This is a genomic window from Marinobacter sp. B-12, assembly GCF_056857915.1.
The window spans coordinates 26,396-49,222 of the sequence record NZ_JBSXOB010000046.1 but is presented as its reverse complement, the minus strand read 5'-3'; the positions used below and the strand labels follow the sequence as shown (position 1 = coordinate 49,222).

The window sequence follows — 22,827 nt, the reverse complement described above, 5'->3', positions numbered from 1 at the left end:
TCGTATATCTCTGATCATCTTGACTTAACTTCTGGTCTTAACATGTTTCTATGTTTGAACATTAGTGAGCGAACCCCCATGACCTGCTCACGCTAAACGGTAGTGTAAAACGCCTCCTGGGTCTGATTCATCACATATGACCTTGCCTGTATTAACCAGGTATGTTGCATGAGCGAGGGTTTCTTCAAGCGCCAAACAACGTGCAAACCCACGCTTCTCGCCCCACCCCAAAACACAACTCAAGTCATGAACTGTGCGCCATTGCACAAGGCTACTCAGAAGCTTGTCCAAGACCTTATGGTGATGATCGATGACTTCTCGAACTCTTTTAATACCGTCGAAAAATAGATCATCGTGAGCAGGTAAAATCAGCGCGTTCGGGTTTATCCATTTCTGCATATCCGTCAAACTACTTAACCAACCACCCAGAGGATCGACCTCCTGGCTCATGTAACTTAAGCCAACGTAGGGTGTTATTTTAGATAGAACCTGATCACCGGAAATTAAAACTTCTCGGGAGCTTTTTTGTAGACATAGATGTTCTATAGAATGCCCCGACCCCGACCAAAGGTTCCAGGATTCGCCTCCTATATCCATAGTATCGCCGGAGCGTACTATGTTTACATTTTCAGGAAGAGGCCCGTAAAGAGGGTCCATGTACGCCCAGGCTTTTTTCAGGGTATCTAATTCTTCTGTAGAAACATCCATGCGGCCATAAAACTTGTTAAGCTCGTCATAATCCCTACAAGAGCGGTGCTTTTGTTCCCTTTTTGCTTGTACGTATTCTTTTTCAGAAATATAAAGGGGTACATCGTAATACTCCTGCAACCAACCCGCTAAACCGATATGATCCGGATGAGAGTGAGTTACCAAAATCCCACTCAGCCTTGCTTTATCGGGCAAGTTCGGTACTAGAGCTTTCCACAATCCGCGGTTTCTAGTCGAGTCAGGCCCGGTATCAATGACGAACCAACCATCTACATCCCTAATAAGATAGATATTTATATGGTCTAGTTTTGCAGGTATCGTAATTCGCGTCCAAAGTAACCCATCAATAATCGCCACCCAATCGCCAAAATCGGGTGTATTAATGTCGTGAATTTTTTGTTTCTTCATACTTTCACCTAAACCATTCACGCCTCGCCTTCGGCTCACGTTAAGAGTGCTCGCTAACTTCCTCAAAAAAAGCCCCCCGCGAGGGGCACAAGGGCACACATACGTTGAACCGTTATTTCGACTGCAAAATAGTAGCGGCGTCGAGGCGAATGTAACGACCATTCATATAGCTGTTTTCAATAAGAAATGCACAAGTAGACGCGAACTCATCTACTTCGCCCATGCGCTTGGGGGCTTCACACATGGCAATTAATGCATCTTTAACCTTGGGGTCTAGCGCGTTAACCATGGGGGTCGCAAACATTCCGGGTGCAATCGAATTAACTCGAATACCCCGCGCTCCAAACTCACGTGCCGCCGGTATATTTATTCCATTCACACCCGATTTAGAGGCGCCATAGGCGCTCTGGCCAATCTGACCTTCCCAGGCAGCACCAGAGGAGACATTAACGATGACTCCACGCTCGCCTTTTTCATCAGGTTCGTTTAATGACATTTTTTCGGCACATTTTGCCATGACGGTATAAAGGCCGATTAAATTAACATTAATTACTGCCTTGAAATTCTCTACCGAAGAAGCCTTGCCGTCTCTGTCCAGAATTTTTGCAGGCGCGACAATACCCGCGGCGTTGACATCCGCATGAATAGCCCCAAACTTGACCATGATGGCCTCAACAGCCTTATCTACGTCTGCCTCGGACGTTACGTCAGTGAGGCAAAAAAGCGCATTGTCATCGCCTAGTTCCTCAACTGCCGCGGCCCCCGCATCTTGATTCATATCAAGCAACGCAACCTTCGCGCCTTTCTGCCGAACCATGTAGCGCGCTGTTGCGAGCCCTAAACCGGATGTCCCACCACTAATAACGACAATTTTGTTTTCTAAGTTCATGATCTGTCTCTTTTATTGTGCTCTAAATGATTCGTACGGATCAGCAACCCATAAATTGAGGCTTACGCTTTTCACCAAAAGCCCTAATTCCCTCTGCCGCGTCGTAAGACCGCATATGACGACGAAACAGTACCTGCTCATGCTCCAGAGCATCGTTACGGGCTTTATCACCGGTTGCGTTCGCCACCACTTTCATTCGCTGCAGAGCTATTGGGCTTTTTTCGGCAATCAACTCCGCTAGCTTCTGTGCTTCATCTCGCAGGGAGTCGATACTAACCACGCGATTCACGAAGCCATAAGTTTTCATTTCTTCGGCGGATAGAGTGTCCCCCGTAAAAAGTAAATACTTTGCAACGTTAAGGGGCACAATTCGGGGTAATACAGCGGCACCGCCCGCCCCTGGGTAGACTCCAAAGTTGGCGTGAGCATCACCGATTTTGGCCGAATCCGCAGCAATGACGATGTCTGCGCACATTGCTGTCTCCAGCCCTCCTGCCATTGTAATACCGTTCAAAGCAGCGATAACCGGCTTAGGAAAGTCCCGCAGTACGTTCAATACCCGATCCGTCAATCGATCGATGAAATCTGCCTCTCCATCCGGTAGATGGGCTGATCCTAAAATCTCTTTAAGGTCAGCGCCTGCGCAAAACGCTCGCCCACTGCCTGTTAGAACGAGAACCTTGATCGCAGTATCATTCGCAATCTGCGGCAACAGCTCTTCAAACCCATCTAACATCTCAAGGTTAATGGCGTTCATTGCCTCGGGGCGGCTAAGGGTGATCCAAGCGACCGGTCCGATTTGTTCAAATAGTAATGGTTTGTTCTTCATTTATTTCCCTCACAACTTAAAGCTGCCCACACAGGCCCTTATCTGAAGGCTTGGATACCAGTGAGTGAGCGAGCAATTAAAAGTTTTTGAATTTCAGTTGTGCCATCAGGAATCGGCCCTATGATCGCTTCGCGGGCGAGTCTCTCTACGATGAATTCTTTAGTCACGCCATTACCGCCATGAATCTGAACCGCGTCACGACAAGCTTTGACCGCAATTTCCGTGCTGTACCATTTAGCCATGGCGCACTCTTTGTCACACCGCAAATCCTGATCAATCATCTCAGCAGCTCTCAGCGTTAGTAACCTGGCGGCGTCGATCTTGGTGGCCATGTCAGCGATTTTGTCTGCGATCAACTGATGGCCAGCGATCAACTTTCCGTGCTGGGAGCGGACTTGGCTGTATTTGACTGACTCTTCCATGGCTCGGCGGGCAAGCGAGTATCCCCACGCGGCCATATGGCAACGCGCGCGTTCAAAGGTCACCAGAGTATTTTTCAGCCCCTGACCTATTTCCCCAATCGTGTTCTCCACGGGAACACGCACATCGGCGAGAAAAATCTGAGCCGTTGACTGGCCATTCAGTGCCATTTTCGGGATACCACGAATCTCAATCCCCGGCGTATTTACATCCATGAGAATATGGGTTAATTCACCCTCGCCGGTTTTGCATGTGCAAATGAAGATATCCATATGCTCACCGTTAGAGATCCAGGTTTTCTCTCCGTTAATGACCCAGTGGTCTCCATCACGCACCGCACGCGTTTTGGCTGCAGCCACATCTGACCCCACGTCAGGCTCAGATATACCCATGCCAACGAAGATGTCGCCAGACAGCAGGCCAGGTACATACTTTTCTTTAATAGGGTCTGGGGCATTTCTTATTAACATATCTGCCCCGGAAACATTGATCAGGATAGGCAGTGCCAGATCTATTGCACTAACACCTACCTCTTCCCACAAGCGCAGGTGGGTAACCCAATCCATGCCCAATCCGCCCCATTCTTCGGGAAAAGGCGCTTTAATAAGCCCATACTCTGTCAATGTTTTGATGAAACCCTTCATCATGTCCTTGGGAATGAAGCCTTCACCATGAGCTCGCAATTTCGGTTCAATTTCATTATCGAGAACCTTTCTCAAACCGTCGGTGGCCAATTTCAGGTCTTCTGTCATTATCATGGTCATAACGCTACATTCCTCATTCTGTATGAGTAAAACTTCGGGGCCGTCTAGGTCCCCCTGCATATGCTCAAACTATATCTAATCTTTTTTGAAGGCACCCCCCCCAAAAGCGGGGGTATAAGATTGCGCTAGGGAGACTCTGATTAAGTCTCGAAATCAGCGATAATACGGCCATCGTCAACCGCATAGGATTCGTTGGTAACCGTCCGGCTAACCCATCTTGAGCCCGATGCCGAAGCCTTCAAGATAGTGTCCACTTATTCTTTAGTGGACACTATCTATGAACAACGTAAGCGTAACCTGTAGTGGTCAACTGCTTGTCATAGTTATTAAGTTCTTCTGTAAGCGCCAGGCAACACAGCGAGATCTTCTGGTAACCTACCTCGAAGACATCCTCAATACCCGGCACGAACTGGTGCAGATGGGAAAGCGAATCGACTAAACCGGCTGTGAACACCACTTCGGCCAGTTATATGCGGTGGAATCCGGTCGCCCGGGGTTGCCCATCCGGCTGCATGTGGGCTTACAGCTGCTCAAACACATATTTGCACTGTCGGATCGTGATGTTCTGGATCGCTGGGTAGAGAACCCCTATTGGCAACATTTTTGCGGTGAAGTGATCTTTCAACACCGGCTCCCCATGAATGAAACCACCATGATGCGGTTCCGACATCGCATTGGTGAAGATGGGGCCCGTGAGCTGTTGAAAATGAGCGTCGCTCTGGGCCAGGATGCCGGTGTCATTGCGCCTGAAAGCCTGAAAGTTGCGGTTATCGATACCACAGTCATGCCCAAGGCGATTGCTTACCCGAGTGGTGCGCGGTTGGCAGGCCGTTGCCACCGGCAACTGGTTGATCTGGCCAAGGATGAAGGCATCAAATTTCGCCAAACCTTCTGCAAGGGCTTACCCGGCATGGTCTGGCAGGTGGGGCGCTATGCCCACGCTCGGCAATTCAAGCGGATGCACAGGGTGCTGCGCCAGATGCACCGGAATCTGGCCAGGGTCTGTGAGGCTATCATTGACCAGCGCACAATAGAGCAACGATCTGAGCGCCTGAACCACAAGCTCTACCAAGCCTTGCGGTTGCTGAGCCAATATGGCGACCGCAGCGTTAAACCCCGGCTGTACAGCCTACATGAACCGGATGTGGTGTGTATCGCCACGGGCAAGGCTCGCACCCGCTATGAGTTCGGCTCCAAGGTCAGCGTGGTGACCACAGCCAAAGAGGGCTTTGTACTGGATTGCCAAGCTCTGGCTGGCAATCCCTACGATGGCCACACCGTAGACGCAGCGCTCAAGCGAGTGCTCCTGCACACCAGAAAAATGCCAGAGCATCTGCTGGCAGACCGGGGTTACCGTGGCAGCGAGAGCACCTATCTCTCGAAAATTCATATCACCGGCAAGCGGCAAGGACGCGGCAAGGCCCATCCTGATCAACAACACCGACGAAACAGTATCGAGCCGATCATCGGGCACCTGAAAAGCGACGGCCTGTTATTCCGGAACATCCTCAGAGGGTTTGCTGGCGACAAAATACACGCCGTTCTGTGTGGTGTTGGCCTGAACCTGAGAAAGGTTCTGAAAAGGCTCGCCAAGCTTCTTTGGCCTTATGAAAATGGACGGTATTTACGCCTGATATTGACTATTTTATGGTCAATATCCGTGTTGCCGCATGAACCAACCGACACCCGTGAATTGCTGGTCATCTGAAAACAGCGCTTTTGCAGGGTCGACTATTTATAGCTTATTGGATGCTAACGGGGGTAGAACCCAAATATCTGATCAGCAGCTAAGCACATGAATTTCTGCAAACAGGCTCAAAATTGCTCTCTGGCGCGGACAACAATGATGTCCAAAATATGGAAGTATTGGACATCATTGATAATGAATCGGCACCTATTATGGCCGCAGTTTGCGCAGTGCTTTCTTGTCGTGTTTACCGTAGACCGTGAGCGGTAACGTATCGACGAAATACACGGCCTTAGGCCGCTTGTATTTCGACAGTTCGCTCCGACAATGTTCAATCACGTCGCTTTCGGCGGGCCGCACGCCGTCGGCTGCCACCACAAATGCCGTCACCGCTTCTCCCCAGTCCGCATCCTCCAGCCCGACCACTGCCACTTGGCTTATACCGGGACAGGAGTGAATAGCATCCTCCACCTCCTTGGTGTACACGTTCATGCCACCTGAGATGATCATGTCCTTCTTGCGGTCCAGCAAATACACGTAGCCGTCGGCGTCTTGGTATGCGACATCGCCGGTATGTAACCAGCCGTCGATGAGCGTTTCGGCAGTCTTATCCGGCAGGCCGTGGTAACCCGCCATGGTATAAGGCGTGCGCGCAGCGAGTTCCCCGACCTCACCCACCGGAAGCGTCCGGTTGTCGGTGTCGACAATACGCACCTCGGCCATCGCTACCGGTTGCCCACAGCTGGCCAACCGATGGGCGGTATCGTCATCCGGGCGATGATCCTGGCGGCGTAGCCGAGTGATGAAATTGGGCGCCTCAGTCTGGCCGTAGATCTGCATGAATACGGGTCCGAACAGCGCCAGACCCTGGCGCAACCGAGGTAAGGTGATCGGCGCAGCACCGTAGAGGATGCTGCGCAGAGAGGACAAGTTGTAACGCGTATCGCCGATCCAGTCGATAAGCCGATAGATCATCGTCGGCACCATGAACGTCAGCGTAACACCGTCGTTCTCGATCCGCCTTACGACGATTTCCGGAAGGAAGTTACTTTCGACGAAATGTGTCGCCCCCTTGAGCAGTCCGGCGAGCATCAGGAAGCCGGCGCTGTGGGGTAGCGGCGAGCACAGAAGTAGGCGCTCGTCGTCGAGCAACTCCATTTCGACGACGTGGGATAACACATTGAGCACCATACTCTGCTGTGTAAGCATCACACCCTTGGGCTGGCCGGTAGTGCCGCCGGTATAGGCAATGACCGCAAGATCGGCGGGGTCGCTGGCAACATCAGGCGGTGTTTTTGGTTGTCCCGAGACAAACTCTTCCCACGGCTCAAAGCCATCTGGGCAATCCGCGCCCGGTGCAATGCCGATCACAATTTCGAGTTCCGGCCAGGCATCGCGATTGCGCACAACGATATCGAAGAACGCCGGACCGACCACGAGCACCCGCGCGTTCGAGTCCGCTATAATATAGCGAATCTCTTTTTCGCCCAGCATGTCGTTAAGCGGAACCTTGACGCCTCCGCTCTGGATGATTCCCTGATCTGCCACCGCGTATTCCAGGCAATTCGACATCAGCAGAGCGACCCGCACATTCGCCGTTACGCCGACCGCAGACAGGCCATGAGCGAATCTGCAGCCTTCATCAAGCAGTTGTCGGTAACTCAGGGTGTTCTCATCGCAGTTGATTGCTATGCGCTCAGCGTACTTGTGCAAGGCATTCGTATACAACGGTTTGAGCGTCAGCAGGCTAGACGCGCCGGTCTGGGTGTTTTGGGTCATCGTCATTGGGCTCCAACGAAAGTGCCTCGTCTTTCCTGAGGCTCATGGGTTTGAGTCTTGTCGCTATGGCTGACTCACGCAGGTGTCAGTTGGCTCGGTGGTGTTCATAACCAGTCCCTCAGATCCGTTCAATGATAGTGGCATTGGCAGTACCGTGGGCCTCGCAGATGGTCTGCAGGCCAAACCGTTTACCGGAGCGTTCGAGCTCGCACAACAGATCGGTGAGCATGCGGGCCCCGGTGGATCCGAGCGGGTGCCCGATCGCGACCGAACCGCCGTTGACGTTGAGCTTGTCGTCGGGGATGCCGAACTCGCGCTGAAACATCAGGGGGACGCCGGCGAAGGCCTCGTTGACCTCGAACAGATCGATATCCTCAACGTCCAATTCTGCCACCTCGAGCGCCTTGCGGGTGGCGTCGAGCACCGCGGTGAACTGGATGATGGGGTCCGCCGCAGCAGCCGACATGGCACGAAAGCGGGCGCGCGGCGTAAGGCCATGCTGCTGCGCGTAGGCGCGATCGGCGATCAGCAGAGCCGCAGCGCCGTCGCTAACCTGGGACGCGTTCGCGGCCGTTGTACGACCGTCCTCTGCGAAGACCGTCTTCAGGCCGGCCATTTTGTCGGGGTCGGGATGCTCGCGAATGCCCTCGTCGGCTGCGATGCGGGTACCGTCGGGATCATGAGGATCGGCGGTGATCGGGACCATCTGTTCAGTAAAGGCGCCGGCCCGAGTAGCGGCAAGAGCCCGTTCGTGGCTGCGAACGCTGAAAGCGTCGAGTTCCTCACGGGTGAGCTCGAAGCGTTCGTTCATGAGCTCTGAGCTGGGCCCCTGCGCCATCAGCCGCCCGTCGTAACGTTCCAGTTCAAGCGGACCGTACTGTGGGCCCAGGGGGGCACCAGGCAGGAACGCCGCGGGCATGGACACCTGCGACATCGACTCGACCCCGCAGGCGATCACCAGGTCGTAGCTGCCCGCCATCACGCCCTGGGCAGCGAAGCTGACCGCTTGTTGGCCAGAGCCACACTGGCGGTCCACGGTCACCGCGGGCACGGACTCGGGCAAACCTGCGGAGAGCACGGCATGCCGGGCGATGTTGGAGGACTGCTGATCGTGCTGCAGTACACACCCGGCGATAACGTCGTCGATCGTGGACGGCTCCACGCCGCTGCGATCGACCAGATGGCGCAAAGTGTGGCCAAGCAGGTCCGCGGGATGCCACTGGCTCAGCATCCCCCCTCGCCTACCAACCGGGGTTCGCACGGCTTCGACAATAACGGCTTCACGAGTGATCATATGTTTCTCCGGAGATGGGGGTTTTGACGGTGGCCAGTGGTGTCGATACAGGGGCGATCATGTGGTGCGCATCCGAAGGTAGGCCGACGTGGTCAGGACGAGTACCTGCTCGGCGTGCTGGTTGGTCAACTCGCCACCGTAATCAATCCGTGCACGACCTCGACCGGGCTGGAGTTGGACGTCTGTAATAACAGTAGTTCCGGTGAGGGTGTCACCGGGGCGTACTGGCTTGCGGAACTGAAGATCACGGATCCCCGCCCCGCCAATCAGGTCCCAATGCTGGAACAAACTGTCAACCATTAGACGCTGATAGATGGCCAGGGTCTGGACGCCACTGGCGATGAGGCCACCGAAGTATCCGTCGGTGACGGCGCGCTCCTCATCGACGTGAAAGAACTGCGGGTCCCATTGACGGGCGAATGCCACCAGCTCGTCCGTGCTGATCGTATAGCTGCCGAGTTCAGCACGGTCGCCGGGGCTCAAGTCCTCGCCGCACAACACGTGGGTTGGAACGTCCGGTCTCATAGTGCCCACCTCTCACCTGTGCAATGGCAATACAAAAGTACATTATCAGCCGACCTTGCCGATGCCTAAGGTGATACCTCCGTCGACAACCAGTTCAAGGCCGGTAACATATTTGGCCCGGTCGCTGGCCAGAAAGAGTGCGGCATTCGCTACGTCCCATGCCTCGCCCATGTGTCCCATTGGCACCTGGCGGTCCCGCGTGCGCATCATCTCCTCGACATCGTCACTGGAGTATGCATCAGCCAGACCAGGCACGTTAGTGACCATCGGCGTCCTCATCAGTCCCGGGAGGACAGCATTGACTCGCACGTGACTTGATGCGAACTCCGCGGCGGTCGTCCGGGTCAAGTGGTTGAGTGCTGCCTTACTCGCGTAATAGCTGGCGTAGGGAACGCCGCTCCAGCGGATGCTGGCGACCGACGATATATTGACGATGCTCCCACCGCCGGCATCCGCCATGTGCGGAATGACATGGCGCATGGTGTTAAATACACCCGTGACGTTTACGCGAAACACCCTGTCCCATTCATCGGGGTCAAGACTCGTCACTCCGCCCACAGAGGCGATGCCAACGTTGTTGTCCAGCACATCGATTCGGCCGTGCTCGTCCATGACACCCTGGACAACGCGAGCCACACTGTTCTCGTCGGTGATGTCAAGGTGGACGGAGGTGGCCAACAATCCCTCGTCACGGATCATCCTGGCGGTGTTCTCGGCCGATTCTGCGTCGATGTCGGCGCAGATCACCGTCGCTCCCTCACGGGCAAATGTGATGGCGGTGGCTCGCCCGTTTCCGATGCCGTCTGCGATGCAACCGGCGCCAACAACCAAAGCCACTTTCCCTTCGAGTTCTTTCATGCCTTTCCCTCTTAGTTGGTGCGCATCTGGTCGATCCCGAAACGCGCTCATCCGCCCTTCTTTAGCGTTTTATCTTGTGTAGTGGTCAAGTGTCGGCCAATGAAAGCATAGGATCTCCCCTTGTTTCGTGTTATGAGGACATTATCTGGGGTAGCCATGTAGATATTGCAGGAAATGCAAAGAGAATAGAGATCGTAATAAACTCCATCAAAACAAACCAGGACGCTCCCTTGAATATCTCAAGCAACGGCGTATCCCGATCAATCCCGGCGATGACATAAACGTTCAGCCCCACTGGTGGTGAAATCAGACCAATCTCGCACATTTTGATGGCGAGGATGCCGAACCAAACTGCGTCGAACCCCAGCGCCTGTACCGTGGGAAACATGATCGGGATAGTGATAACCAGCATTGAGAACGCATCCAGGAACATGCCCATTGGCACTAAAACCAACAATAGCGCTGCAACGATCAGATAGGGCGGCAGACCAGATTCCACCACCAACTCTGCCAGTTGGTTAGGTACCTGGATCAGGGTCAAGAAATAGCTGAAAATCGCCGCACCCACCACGGTGAACAGGATCATCACCGTGGTATTGATGGTCGAGCGAAAACTATCAATGATTCGACCCGTCATACCCGGCCAACAGGCCCGGCGCGCCAACAACATGAGAAGCGCAACAAAAGCCCCTACAGCGCCTGCTTCAGTCGGAGTCACAAAACCAATGTAAATCCCGCCCATAACCACCAGAAACAGCACAACCACCTGCCATGCTTTACGGGTTTCGCGTATAGCGGATCCTAAGGTGGCGCGTTGCGTCACTGCTTTGCCCGACGCCGTGCATCGGGCAATGAAATAGATCCCGATCATAAACATGGCCGCCGTCAGCAGGCCAGGCAAAAAGCCCGCAACCAGCATTTCGCCCGCTGAAGTTCCGGTCAACGCGGCATAGAAGATCAACAGGACGCTAGGCGGAATGAGAACGCCAAGAACGCCACCTGCGGCCACCGCACCAGCCGACAGGCTGCCCTCATATCCGGCTTTTTTCATTTCGGGGATCGCCACCGAGCCAACGGTCGCCGCCGTCGCTACGCTGGACCCCGATGTCGCGGCAAAGCCCGCACTGGTCAGAACCGCCGCCATGGCCAGGCCGCCGGGCAGGTGACCAACCCATCGTCTGGCGACGTCAAACAGTTTCCTCCCCACCCCAGCCTCTTGCGCAAAACTGCCCATAAGGATAAACAGCGGAATGATCGTTAGCGTGTAAACAGCAGTCGTTGAATAGGATATCGACTGGAGCCGGGACATCAGAACCGGCAGGTCTTCGACCATGATGATTCCTGCCGCCCCGGCTAAGGCCAGCGCGGCAAAAACCGGCACCCCAAATGCCATAAAAAGAAAGATCAGCGCCACGGCGATATACGGAGCAAGACTGAAGAGATCCATCATTTTTCCTTGAGTTAGGTGATGCCGGCCTTTGCGCGCGTTTGCTGTTCCGGCTCGCCGAAGAAAAAGCACTGGATGGACTGGACAGCCATCTGAATGAAGGCGAACCACAGGCCAGCCGCCAGACTTGCTTTGACCCACCAAATCGGAATCTTTACCTGACCCCAGCGAAATTCCCAGATGGAAATGGAATAGATCGCTTCGCTCGTTGACGGGATTGCGAGTAGAAGGAGGGCCAACGCACCCATCGCCCAGCCGATACCAACGACCCGGCTTCGGGTCGTATTGGGTAGCTTGTCGATCAGCACGGTCACGCGGATATGTGAATCTCCTCGCTGTGCCCAACCAGCGCCCAGAAATACCATCATCACCAGAGCGATTTCAGTGAACTCAAACACACCGGAAATCGGACGGCCGATCACCGCGCGCACGATCACATCCAGCGTAATTCCGAGCATCAAAAAAGCCAAAAATAGCATGGAGACCGCACCAAGCACGTCGGAAACGAGGTTAAGAATCCTATTGAGAATCTGCATCATCCAATTCTTCTTTTTGTGTGGTCTCCGCTATCCGTTAGGATGCCTGACTGATCTCGTAGGGGCGCCGAAGCGTACCCTTGGGGTCGTGTTTGGCAATCGCCTCGTCAATCAGCGATTGCATTTTCTCACCGTCTACACCCGCTTTCTTCGCCGGACCTTCTAGCCAGCGGTTAACCTGAGCAGGCTGCACGCGTTCTCTTGCCAGCGCTTTCTGGTCGTCCGACATAGTGCCCAAAATTGCACCTTCGGACTCTGCAATTTTGACGTAGTCCGCCAATACTTCCTCATAGATCGCAGTGGTCTTGCTATCATAAATTTCTTTCGTGATTTCGTCCGACACTTTGCGTACGTCATCAGACAGCCCGTCATAAACTCGCTTGTTCATGACTATCGGCGATGGCCCATGCGGGCCATCGCCGATATCGTAGAAATAAGGCGCAGCTTCATGCAGCTTGTAGGCAACGGCCGACACGAAGTCGAACCCACAGACCCCATCGATTATGCCGCGTTCAAGCGCCTGATAAACCTCGGGCGCAATCATGGGAATCGCCGTACCGCCAAATGCCTCGATCACGTCAGCTGAAACGCCATAGGCCCGGATTCGCTTCCCTTTGAGCTCTTCAAGGGAATCAATCGGCTCACGCATAACCATCGGCGCATAATTCCAGGTCGTCCAATAAAGAACTTTTGAATTGTGCCGTTGTTCCCACTCGGCACGCAGTGGGTCGAACTGGTCATAAACGTCACGACAAACTTTTTGCAACGCATCAGCACGATTCATTCGGAAATACCAATCCAGACCGCGCGTCACCGGCAATTCAGACTGATAATAGCCCGGAGAAATCAGAGTAATTTCGGACGTCCCCGCACGCACTGCAGAAAGATGCTCGCCCACCTTATTAAGCGACCCCGACCAGTAGCGGCGGATTTTCATCTCGCCATTTGTGCGCTTTTCAAGTTCGTCCAAATACCAGCGTGCTATCCACGACGGCCCGGAGGTTTCGGACACATAACTATCGTATTTCAGAGATCTCGCCGCCCACAACAAAGATGGCTGCCCAATAGCCAAGGCACCCGCGACGGCTGCACCTGATTGTATAAATGTCCTGCGCTTCATATAGATACCTACCCTTTGACGATACTTGTGTTTGTTTAGGCTCGATTCTTCCTGCCAGCTCACACCGACGGTTTCTTTTTGGAGAGTAGCTCTGCACGTTCTCGCAGGCTAGTTTTTAGAACTTTTCCGTAACTGTTCTTGGGCAATTCTTGCAAAAAATGATACTGCTTTGGTTTCTTAAACGAAGCCATCTGGCTCTTGCACCAAGCGTCAAGCTCGACGGTGTCACATACTTCACCAGCCCCCAGAACCACGAATGCGACGACTTCCTCACCCCATTCAGCGCACGGAACCCCGATCACCGAAGCTTCGAAAACTGCGTCATGGGCCAGTAGTGTTTCTTCCACCTCGCGGGGATAAATATTGGAACCACCAGAAATAATGACGTCCTTCGAGCGATCCGTCAGGGTCAGAAACCCATCCCGATCCATCACCCCAAGATCGCCGGTACACAACCAGCCGTCCACGATCGCCTTGGCGGTTGCATCGTCGTTGCGCCAATAGCCTTTCATCACCGTATCGCCCGCGACTACAACTTCGCCCACCTCGTCGGGCGCCATGTCCTGCATAGCCTTGTCCACCACCCGCACCTGTACGCAGGCCTGCGCAAATCCGACCGATGCGCGCCGAGCGCTGGCATTGGGATGTGAGGTATCAGCCACAAGATCGCGGGGCAGCACCGTGATCGTCATAGGACTTTCACCCTGACCATAGGCATGGACGAAACGCCCCCCAAACCGGCTCAGCGCCTCGTCGATATCGGCCTGATACATCGGGCCACCACCATAAATGATGGTCTTGATGCCGGATCCGTCATACCCGCTTTCGATGGCATGAGTGATCAGGCGTTTGACCATGGTAGGTGCGGCAAAGAACACCAGATTACCCAAATCCCGCGCCAGCCCGGCTATTTCCGCAGGATTGAACCCACAGGACTTTGGCACGATATGGCAGCCCCCCGCGCGAACGATTGGAAAATTGTATAGTCCTGCGCCGTGTGACATAGGTGCTGCGTAAAGTGAATTGTCCTTTAGTGATGCCGTATCTACGTCGAGCGCATAGGACATTGACATCATTATGAGATTACGGTGGGTCAACATAACGCCCTTGGGGCGGCCGGTCGTGCCGGAGGTGTAGAACAACCAAGCGACTTCGTCAGAGTCCGCATCGACCGGCGGAGTCGCTGGCGGTGCATTCTGCGAGACATTTACCAGTTCAACGTCCATAATACCCAGTTCGATGCACTCACCGTCCAACTCATCTGCATCAGAATAAACCTTGCCTGTTTCAGTTATCACCGCCTTGGCGTCAGCGTTGCCAATAATCCAAGCGGCCTCACGCGGATGCAGTTTGTAGTTAATCGGCACGGCGATAGCGCCGATCCAAAAAACTGCGTGCAAAACTTCTAAATATTCTGGACAGTTGCGCAAAAATAACGCGACCCTATCACCCCGACCTATATTCAGCGTGTTGGCCAGATAATGCCCAACAGCTGCACTACGCTGTGCAAATTCACCATAAGTTGCGTGCAGATCAGTACCGAACCTAATCGCTGGTGTAGATGGACGAGCCAACGCTGTTTGATAGAGCCAGTGTGAAATATTCATCTCGGTTCAACTCTTCTGCGCTTCTAGTATTGAGGCATAGTTGGCCACTGCCGCCCCGCCCATGTTGAAAACCAGCCCCAGATTGGCACCTGGTTTCTGTATGTCTCCGGCCTGATCCGTCAGCTGCCGATAGGCCTGCACATACATGGAGACGCCCGTAGCCCCCACTGGATGACCTTTAGCCTTGAGCCCTCCGGACAGGTTCACTGGCAGGGCACCTTCTCGATAAACTATACCCTCCTCAAGCGCACGTGCACCTTGCCCTTTTGGCGTCAACCCCATCGCCTCGTAGATCAATAGCTCAGCGATGGTGAAACAGTCATGCACTTCGGCGAAGTCGATGTTTTCCAGCGCAATGCCTGCGGAACCAATCGCCTTAGTTAATGCCTGCTCAGGTCCCTCAAAGGCCAGGAAATCACGACTCGACATCGGCAAAAAATCACTAATGTGCGTAGCTGCGCGAATACTGACTGATCTCGGGAAGCTCTTGGAGTTCTCGTTGGTTGTCAACACCAACGCAGCGGCGCCGTCGGTGATCAGCGAACAGTCTGTCAGCCGCAGCGGCTTCGCAATCTCGGGGTTGGAGCTGGAAACTGTGCTGCAATGCTCAAAGGTAAATTCCTTGTGCATCTGTGCCAATGGGTTGGCCATTGCATTTGCATGGTTCTTGACCGCGATTCGCGCCATCGCGTCCAATGGGCTAGTATAGCGCGCCTCGTATTCGCGGACTGCTACGCCAAACACTTGCGGAAAACTCAGAGCTGCCTCGTCGGGATTATTTTGGTAGCCCGCACCAGCCAGAGCTGCCGTCACCTCGGAGGTCGAGCGGCTGGTCATCTTCTCAGCTCCGACGACCAAAACGGTACGTGCCTTACCAGCCAGAATCGCGTTGATCCCAGCATGAATTGCTGCTGAGCCAGATGCGCAGGCATTTTCTGCCCGCATTCCTGGCTTAAATCGTAACTGTGGGTATGCTTGATGAATCAACGAAGACGGAAATCCGTCTGATACCAAACCTGAGTTGTAATGGCCCAAAAAAACCGCATCGATATCGGCAGGATCGATGCCGGACTCCTCGACTGCCTCGCGCGTCGCAGCAATGATTAGCTCTTCAAGGTTATCTTGGAGACGTCCGAATTTTGTGTGGCCACTGCCGACAATGGATATTCCTGTGCTCATTCTTTTCACCTTAGTGTTTCATACTCAGAATGCCACACTAGAAATTTGATAATATCGGTCAAAACACGTAATTTAATACGTATATTTACCCAATTCTCTAGATAAAGGGACTTCATACTCATGAACGCATCTGTAGGGCAGAAGATGGCAGTATTTGGGTTTCAGGAGTCGCCAGTTGCACAAATCATCGTGCGTCATCGGCGTGTCGTTGAGGTGAACAAAGCAGTGGAACGTTTGTTCGGTTATAGCCGGGACGAAGTCTTGAACCATTCGGTGCGGCGGCTTTACCCAACAATCGCAGATTTCAAACAAATAGGTGAAAAATGCGAAACCCGAATGCTTGCAACTGGCAATAATTATTACGAGGATGAACGCTTTATGCAGACTAAAGGTTGCGAGATTTTTTGGGCACGTGCAAAGGGGATGACACTCACTCCGGAATACCCTTTCTCCCTGATGGTCTGGAGTCTTGAAAAAATCATTAATAAATCCTATCGCTCCGTAAAAATAAGCTCGCGAGAGCGCGAGGTAGCACATCACCTTGTCAATGGCCTTACATCACGCGAAATTGGAGCCACACTGTCTATTTCCCATCGCACCGTAGAGGCACATCGTGCTAGTCTGATGCATAAGTTCGGTGTGAAGAATGTTGCCGAGCTAGTTTCTGAGATCGTGCTTTCTGTCTGAAAAACGTCCGGGAAAAGGCTAGAGACAGTTACACTCCCCACAAACAGCAAGTATTCTAGATGCCATATTGCTCCAGAGAGAGTGAAGTTCCATAGAGTGCCTAATACCCCTTATTTTGACGGCGGACTCTCCGCTTTAAAGCACACATATCTTTTCATGGAAATTGCTACTTTTACGCGATTTCAGGTGGCCGTCTTATCGCTGATTTTTGGAACTGATTCTGAGACTCTTCGGCTAACCAACTGTAAGCGTCCGCCCATCACATCTTGCCAATGCTCACCGGCTTCCAGTTGTGCGGTAGCAGTTCATCAATGGCGTTGTTTTTCTGCGTCGGCAGTTTCGTCAGAACATCTTTCAGATAGGCATACGGATCGTGTCCAGCGTTTAAGACTGTAGTCCAGGGCCCTGGCCGTGCCGGAGCCATCCGGCACTTTCTGTCGGTGCGCGAGCATCCATAGGTGCAAGGCATCGGCAATGGGCCGGGCTTTTTCATTTCTGATGGATTGTCGTTTATCCGGCAGCAGCTCTTTGGCTTCTCGCTCGATCCGGTAAAGCTGGCCAATATACTCCAGGGCCTGTTCCGCTATTTGACTCTGGTTCGCCTGATGCAGGTCGTAAAACTTGCGCCGGGCATGAGTCAGACAACCGATTTCAGTAATGCCGTTACCGAAGCCCGCCTTGTAGCCCGAGTAATCGTCACAGACCAGTTTGCCTTGCCAGCCTTCCAGGAAGGTTCGAGTGTGCTCTCCCGCCCAGGTTGGAGCGAAGTCGTAAACAACGGCCTTCAGATCGGAGAATGGTGTGGTGCAGTAGGCCCAGACGTAGGCTTTGTGAGTTTTCTTCTTGCCCGGGGCCAGCATGCTGACCGGTGTTTCATCGGCGTGCAGAACGCCGTGTTCCAGCAGTGCATTTCGGAGAGCATTCACCAGTGGTTGCAGCTGCACACCGCAAGCGCCTACCCACTCCGCCAGAGTGGAGCGCGGGATGGCGAGGCCAGCACAGCCGAAGATGCGCTCCTGACGGTATAGCGGTAGATGATCCGAGTACTTGGCCACCAGCACCTGAGCGAGTAATCCGGCGGTGGGAATGCCTTTATTGATGACCTGTGGAGGCGCCGGTGCCTGGATCAGGGTTTCGCACTGCTCACAGGCCCATTTGCCACGGATGTGCCGCTCTACCGTAAACTCGCCCGGCACGTAGTCCAGCTTTTCACTGACGTCTTCGCCTATGCGCTTGAGCTGGCAGCCGCAGCGGCATTGGGTGTTTTCAGGTTCGTGATGGATCAGTGTACGGGGGAGTTCGGGCGGCAACGCTGCGCGTTTGGGCTGCTTTTTCGGTTTGGCCGATGTTTCATCCTCGGTAAGCTGAGCCAGTTCCGCTTCAATGGCGGCCAGGTCGCCGTCGATCAGCTCGTCCAGCAGCTTGCCCTGAACAGCGTCCAGTTGTTCGCTGCGTTGGGCGTACTTGTGGCGCTTCAGTATCGCCAGCTCATGGGTCAGCTTTTCGATGACCGCATCGCAATGCACCAGCGTTCGATCTTTCAGTTTCAGTGCCTGTTCTTTGGCGTCCAGGGACGCCATCAACTCCGTTGCCAGGGCACGGAGTTGATCGGCAGCGAGTTGGTTAAGATCGGGACGTTGTGACATACAAAATAGTATGCCAAGCCACGGACACCGTGACGATGCGCCATTCTGATGAGGGTCTGGGTGGCAAGCTTGTGGTTACAAAACCGAGATCACACCGGCAGCACCGAGACGTTGCCACGGTAGCCCTTGAACCAGCGCGGCCAACTGTTCGTCCGTTAACAGCAGCTGCTTGCCACGCCAGGTTTCGCCCCAGTGGAACTTGCCACGATTCAACCGACGGGCACAGAGCCAGATGCCTAAGCCATCATGGATCAACACTTTCATTCGGTTGCCCCGTTTATTGGCAAACAGGTACGCACAATGAGGTCGGGCTGAACCGAACACATGGACGACACGCGCCAGCGCCGTATCTGGCCCGGCCCGCATATTCAAGGGTTCGGTGGCCAGCCAAATCTCGTCAATGCGGATCATGGCATCAGCTCGCGTAGAAACGCCGCGCATTGATGAGCTTGATCGACGGGCCACTCCACCACAACCGAGCCGCCGGCTCGTGGAATCTCGATGCGGATGGTGTGACCCTTATCAGCCGGCTTCGTCGTATGCCCGCCCGCAGCCGGCAAACGAAACGGTACAAAGGCTGGGGGTTGGCTTCCCTCTACTTGCTTCGACTCTCTGATCCAGCGCCGAAGCTGGTTGGCGTTAAGATCGTTATACAGGGCAATACGAGAAACAGACGCACCAGGGCTATGGCACTCGGCCACCAGCCGAGCTTTAAATTCCGGAGCGTGCCAGCGACGTTTTCGGTAAGGGCGGGTTGCGCTTACGTTGTTCATAGATAGTGTCCACTAAAGAATAAGTGGACACTATCTTGAAGGCTTCGGCATCGGGCTCAAGATGGGTTAGCCGGACGGTTACCATGCAGCGACCAGATGAGTGGCCAATGTAGGACCACTCGTTTAATTTCATCCGGAAGCTGACGTGGCAGGTTCGAGGCCCCTTTTTAGCTTCGATACGACAGAGGAACCGTCTACTAGCCCCTTGTCTGCATCTTTAGTCACTGGATAAAACTCCTCAACCACCTGACTCATCTCACCTTCATCATATTCAAACAGCGCATTGCCGAACCCCTTTGCAGCCGCAGCATCCAACGCAGCCTGATCAACGCCCTCCTCCTTCATCTGCCTGGCTTTTTCCCTTGCCTCGGCCACCGCTTCTTGCAATGACATCCCGTCTTTGATCACCAAATCCACGTAGTAGATTGGCGTTCGATGGCTCTGCGTCGTGCTTTTGCCTCGCAGCTTCAATTCCAGCGGCATGTACGCCAATAGACCACCAGAGACGGCCCGGTAATAGCTCAGCCTGGCGGCAAGCGTCCGGATACTGTTGTAACCGGTCGTGCGGAAGATGAAGGTACCGAGATCATCGTCATCACCGACCTTCACGTTCAGGCGGCCATACGGCTTGCACAGACCACCTTTACCGAACTCACACAACGTTGGCCCCGGGCATGGCAACGACTGGACTCCTGATTGCGTCAGACGCTTACAGGTGTCGCCATTACCGACACACATGGGCCGCCCGTTTTTGCGGTCGAACATGGTGTACTCAGCCCGCAGGTTGAGATCCGCCTCGTTGAACAACATGCGTACCGGAATGGTGCGCAACTTGCCGTTTGGCGCATTCTTTCTCAGCTCTTCGTCCATGGGATGCAGCACCCATCCATCTTTCTCCTGGATCTGCGAGGTGATGGTGAATTGATTGTCTTTTTGTGGCAAGCGGATGCCGTTCTTCTCAATTACCCGACCGATACTGATGCGCCCCAACACGGGCGGCGTAATCGCTAAGCCTTTAATCATGATGTCTCTCCTGAAAAAGGGCCACGGGGCACTCGTCACGCCCGCATGGCCAATGGGGTTTTATGCTTGAATGAGAAACCGCCGACTGCCCGGCTTGGTGAGTGGGTATTGATCCAGAAGCTCTGGCTGATCCTTCAGCAGTTGCTTCACGTTGAGCCCCACGGAATCCTTGCTCCGCTTCCAGCTCACGCTGCCACTGGGGAATGTTGCCTTTGAGGCTTCGCCCATCTGACTCTCGATTCGCTGTTTCAGCTGGGATTCAGTGGATTTGAGGCTTTCCATTTCCGAGCGGATGGCCAATAGCTCGTCGAACGCATCCGACAGTTCCTTACTTTGGCTGAAGTCCAAGGTCTCCCCTCGGTCTACCGGGTACAGGTGGCGTAAGGCACGTTCGGCAGAATCGGTACCGTCAACGGGTGGCGGCGTGTCCGTTTCCACGAAATCCCAGAACTGGCGCTCCAGCACATACAGTGCCTCGATAAGCTCGTCGTTCCGTTCAACGCGGTAGATCTTCAACTCCTGACCACACAACAGAACGCACACGTCCGCTGCCTGCTTACCGGTCACCGCCAACTGATGCTGCACCTGGCACTGGATATAGTCGGGTACACCTTCCTTCCATAAGCGTGACCCAAACTCTCCTGCCGTTTTACACTCAAGGATTTGCACTTCGTCATCGGCTGCTACGGAGTAATCGAGGTTCGCCAGCATCCAATGCTTGTCGGGATCAGAATGCTGCAGCACCGCATTCACTCGGCGCACTTTGCGGCCTGTCTGCTGGCTGTATTGCTCAGCTACGATTGGCTCCAGAACATGGCCCCAATACACCGGTGAGCTGGGATTGCCTGAATCCGGCTTTGGTAAGCTCGCATCCCGCCCGGTTTTCACCATCCACAGCTCAAGCTGGGATTGATATGGGTTCATGCCAATGGCTGCAGAGGCATCGCTACTGCCAATACCCTTTTTGCGCACCTTCAGCCATTCGTCTCGGCTGAGATCCTTAGTGGAGACCAGCCGCAAAGCTGGGCGCTGCTTTTGAATTGCTTTTGCACTCATGCCCATGATGTTTCCTCCAGACATAAAAAAGCCCCGCAAGAGCAATAGGCTCAAGCGGGGCTTTATGACGTTTTGGTTTTAGTAAGCGGTGTTAAGCCACAAGTGACATGGCCTGCTCTAGCGCCCGGTTCTTAACGGCGGCGCCGGTTCCAAACCAGGCAGAATCTACCCGGTGATCTATGGTTTTGGCTCTGCGGTGGTGGTCGATAAATTCAGTGACCGCACTCAGTATTCCATAAGCCGTGCCATCCGACGACGCCAAAGCGGCACCCATGCCCTCACCTTCATAAAGCGCGAGTGCGCGGGCCATGGATCGTTCGTTGGTTTTGCCCACGCCCTCCTTCACATCCTCCGTAAACACTTTCAGGAAGTAGTTTCGTGCTTCCGTAGTTTTGACCTTGCGCTCGCTCAGCGTTTTGAGACGATACATAAAGTCATCCCAGGCGGTAACCGATATGCCTAGCTGCTTCTTCACAAGATCCGCATCGAAAGCCGTGTTGTGTTTTACCCTAACTGCCGTAGCCGTGGCATCTTTCAGCGCAACCGCAAGAGTGTTGTTGCACACCACGCGAATACTGGTGAATTGAGCCGTCGTTGCCATAGTGCCGTCACAAGCTGTGGCTAGCAGCACGTAGCCATTGGTTTGGTCGTTGCCCTTCAGCACACCAAATTGACCGGTACGCGCCAGTGCCCACATTTTTCGACCACCTTTCAAAACACCTGCTGTTTCCAGCTCAAAACCAGAGACTTCAGTCAGATCCCGGTAGAACTCCAGAATCTCTTCTGGCTGAACGACCTTGAACCGGTTGCCAACAACAGACAGGGGAGCTTTGGTATCCGAACGATACAGCACCTTGCTATCCGGATAAGCCAAAATCTCTCCGAGAGGGCCACCGGCATTGGTGACGAAGCGCACCGGGCTTTCTTCAATCTGCCAATCCAAGCCAGCCTGTTTGGCCCAAACTTCCAAGGGCTGATTTGAAGTCAGTTCGCTCCCCAGGCCATGCCAAGGGGTTTGGCCAACGTAGGCCATTTGCTCGATAAGATGAGCCATGGTTGTTCTCCTTTGAAATGTGCGAGGGGAATTAACGGATGTCGTCGTGAGAGTCAGAATCAGTACTGAAGGAATAGCCGCATTCAAGACAGTGGTAGTTGTCGAGAACTCGGTCATCCAAGACATCGCCCAGAATCACGCCAGCAGATGCACCGGTAGCGCCACCCAGCAACGCACCGATTAGAGCACCACCGATACCACCTACAGCTGCGCCTACCGGGCCAGCAACAACCCCAAGGGACGCACCCGCTTGAGCTCCAGCTGTTGCAGCCGCGTAGCCGCCATAAGTACCAGCAGACGCGCCGACCACGCCGGCCGTTTTCTTGCCGTAGTTGTTCTTGCCAATCCGAATGGACAGGCAGTTAGGACATTGTTCGGACATCGGAAATCACCTCTGTGAATTGGGAGAGAAGGCACGGTCAGCGCCTTTGTTCACCGGGGTGATATAGGTTTGAAATCTTTTGGAGTAGCCGAATTAGCTGCTACGTCCGCTACGCGTAGCAGAAGTAGCAGTGGTTCAGGCCTATCCCGCCTGAAA

At 54.0% G+C, this 22,827-nt stretch carries 20 protein-coding genes and 2 pseudogenes; 2 read left to right on the top strand and 20 right to left on the bottom strand.

Annotated elements, in window-relative coordinates; translation table 11 throughout:
- Positions 1-87: 87 nt before the first annotated feature.
- From AC13D2_RS07705 to AC13D2_RS07690, 4 genes are all read right to left on the bottom strand, one after another.
- On the bottom strand, positions 88-1,116 hold the full coding sequence (locus tag AC13D2_RS07705; protein WP_482938426.1) for an MBL fold metallo-hydrolase: 1,029 nt from the start codon (positions 1,114-1,116) through the stop codon (positions 88-90).
- 112 nt (positions 1,117-1,228) lie between these two features.
- Positions 1,229-2,005: an SDR family NAD(P)-dependent oxidoreductase gene (locus AC13D2_RS07700; RefSeq protein WP_482938425.1), complete on the bottom strand. Its 777-nt coding sequence runs from the start codon at positions 2,003-2,005 to the stop codon at positions 1,229-1,231.
- Between the two features lie 40 nt (positions 2,006-2,045).
- Positions 2,046-2,834, bottom strand: coding sequence for an enoyl-CoA hydratase/isomerase family protein (locus AC13D2_RS07695; protein WP_339783019.1), 789 nt, complete (start codon positions 2,832-2,834; stop codon positions 2,046-2,048).
- Positions 2,835-2,872: 38 nt separating this feature from the next.
- Complete coding sequence (locus AC13D2_RS07690) at positions 2,873-4,018, bottom strand: acyl-CoA dehydrogenase family protein (protein ID WP_339783017.1); 1,146 nt, start codon at positions 4,016-4,018, stop codon at positions 2,873-2,875.
- Positions 4,019-4,343: 325 nt separating this feature from the next.
- On the opposite strand from AC13D2_RS07690, the pseudogene AC13D2_RS07685 reads away from it, so the two are divergent.
- A pseudogene (locus AC13D2_RS07685) lies at positions 4,344-5,726 on the top strand (IS5 family transposase).
- A 189-nt stretch (positions 5,727-5,915) separates the two neighbouring features.
- Here the strand turns inward: AC13D2_RS07685 and AC13D2_RS07680 are convergent.
- From AC13D2_RS07680 to AC13D2_RS07640, 9 genes are all read right to left on the bottom strand, one after another.
- Positions 5,916-7,490, bottom strand: coding sequence for an AMP-binding protein (locus AC13D2_RS07680; protein WP_482938424.1), 1,575 nt, complete (start codon positions 7,488-7,490; stop codon positions 5,916-5,918).
- Between the two features lie 112 nt (positions 7,491-7,602).
- Positions 7,603-8,778 (bottom strand): thiolase family protein, encoded by a 1,176-nt coding sequence (locus tag AC13D2_RS07675; protein WP_482938423.1) that lies wholly within the window; start codon positions 8,776-8,778, stop codon positions 7,603-7,605.
- Positions 8,779-8,835: 57 nt separating this feature from the next.
- The gene (locus AC13D2_RS07670; protein ID WP_482938422.1) at positions 8,836-9,303 is read right to left on the bottom strand and encodes a MaoC/PaaZ C-terminal domain-containing protein; all 468 of its coding nucleotides are present in this window, start codon (positions 9,301-9,303) and stop codon (positions 8,836-8,838) included.
- A gap of 45 nt (positions 9,304-9,348) precedes the next feature.
- A complete protein-coding gene (locus tag AC13D2_RS07665; RefSeq protein ID WP_482938421.1) occupies positions 9,349-10,161 on the bottom strand; it encodes an SDR family NAD(P)-dependent oxidoreductase in 813 nt (270 codons plus the stop codon).
- 130 nt (positions 10,162-10,291) lie between these two features.
- Positions 10,292-11,608 (bottom strand): TRAP transporter large permease, encoded by a 1,317-nt coding sequence (locus tag AC13D2_RS07660; RefSeq protein ID WP_482938420.1) that lies wholly within the window; start codon positions 11,606-11,608, stop codon positions 10,292-10,294.
- Positions 11,609-11,622: 14 nt separating this feature from the next.
- Entirely contained in the window at positions 11,623-12,147 is a 525-nt protein-coding gene (locus AC13D2_RS07655; protein ID WP_339783003.1) for a TRAP transporter small permease, read from the bottom strand.
- A gap of 34 nt (positions 12,148-12,181) precedes the next feature.
- Positions 12,182-13,327, bottom strand: coding sequence for a C4-dicarboxylate TRAP transporter substrate-binding protein (locus tag AC13D2_RS07650; RefSeq protein ID WP_339783001.1), 1,146 nt, complete (start codon positions 13,325-13,327; stop codon positions 12,182-12,184).
- Positions 13,324-14,871: a class I adenylate-forming enzyme family protein gene (locus AC13D2_RS07645; RefSeq protein WP_482938419.1), complete on the bottom strand. Its 1,548-nt coding sequence runs from the start codon at positions 14,869-14,871 to the stop codon at positions 13,324-13,326. The genes AC13D2_RS07650 and AC13D2_RS07645 overlap by 4 nt, the downstream gene beginning before the upstream one ends.
- 6 nt (positions 14,872-14,877) lie before the next feature.
- A complete protein-coding gene (locus AC13D2_RS07640) occupies positions 14,878-16,050 on the bottom strand; it encodes an acetyl-CoA acetyltransferase (protein ID WP_482938418.1) in 1,173 nt (390 codons plus the stop codon).
- 120 nt (positions 16,051-16,170) lie between these two features.
- Here AC13D2_RS07640 and AC13D2_RS07635 point away from each other — a divergent pair, with 120 nt between their 5' ends.
- Positions 16,171-16,737 carry a LuxR C-terminal-related transcriptional regulator gene (locus AC13D2_RS07635; protein WP_482938417.1) on the top strand — a complete coding sequence of 189 codons (567 nt, stop codon included), beginning with the start codon at positions 16,171-16,173 and terminating at the stop codon, positions 16,735-16,737.
- Between the two features lie 259 nt (positions 16,738-16,996).
- On the opposite strand, the pseudogene tnpC reads toward AC13D2_RS07635, so the two are convergent.
- From tnpC to AC13D2_RS07600, 7 genes and pseudogenes are all read right to left on the bottom strand, one after another.
- Positions 16,997-18,383 (bottom strand): annotated as a pseudogene (tnpC, locus tag AC13D2_RS07630) (IS66 family transposase).
- Positions 18,384-18,458: 75 nt separating this feature from the next.
- The gene (gene tnpB / locus AC13D2_RS07625) at positions 18,459-18,794 is read right to left on the bottom strand and encodes an IS66 family insertion sequence element accessory protein TnpB (protein ID WP_482938416.1); all 336 of its coding nucleotides are present in this window, start codon (positions 18,792-18,794) and stop codon (positions 18,459-18,461) included.
- On the bottom strand, positions 18,791-19,156 hold the full coding sequence (tnpA, locus tag AC13D2_RS07620) for an IS66-like element accessory protein TnpA (protein ID WP_482938415.1): 366 nt from the start codon (positions 19,154-19,156) through the stop codon (positions 18,791-18,793). Before tnpA ends, tnpB begins: the two co-directional genes overlap by 4 nt.
- 129 nt (positions 19,157-19,285) lie before the next feature.
- Positions 19,286-20,179, bottom strand: a complete 894-nt coding sequence (locus AC13D2_RS07615) for a recombination directionality factor (RefSeq protein WP_482938414.1) — start codon at positions 20,177-20,179, stop codon at positions 19,286-19,288.
- 60 nt (positions 20,180-20,239) lie between these two features.
- Positions 20,240-21,241 carry a YqaJ viral recombinase family nuclease gene (locus tag AC13D2_RS07610; protein ID WP_339783479.1) on the bottom strand — a complete coding sequence of 334 codons (1,002 nt, stop codon included), beginning with the start codon at positions 21,239-21,241 and terminating at the stop codon, positions 20,240-20,242.
- 85 nt (positions 21,242-21,326) lie between these two features.
- Positions 21,327-22,289: a DUF932 domain-containing protein gene (locus AC13D2_RS07605; protein WP_482938413.1), complete on the bottom strand. Its 963-nt coding sequence runs from the start codon at positions 22,287-22,289 to the stop codon at positions 21,327-21,329.
- A gap of 31 nt (positions 22,290-22,320) precedes the next feature.
- Positions 22,321-22,671, bottom strand: coding sequence for a hypothetical protein (locus AC13D2_RS07600; protein WP_482938412.1), 351 nt, complete (start codon positions 22,669-22,671; stop codon positions 22,321-22,323).
- Between the last annotated feature and the right edge of the window lie 156 nt (positions 22,672-22,827).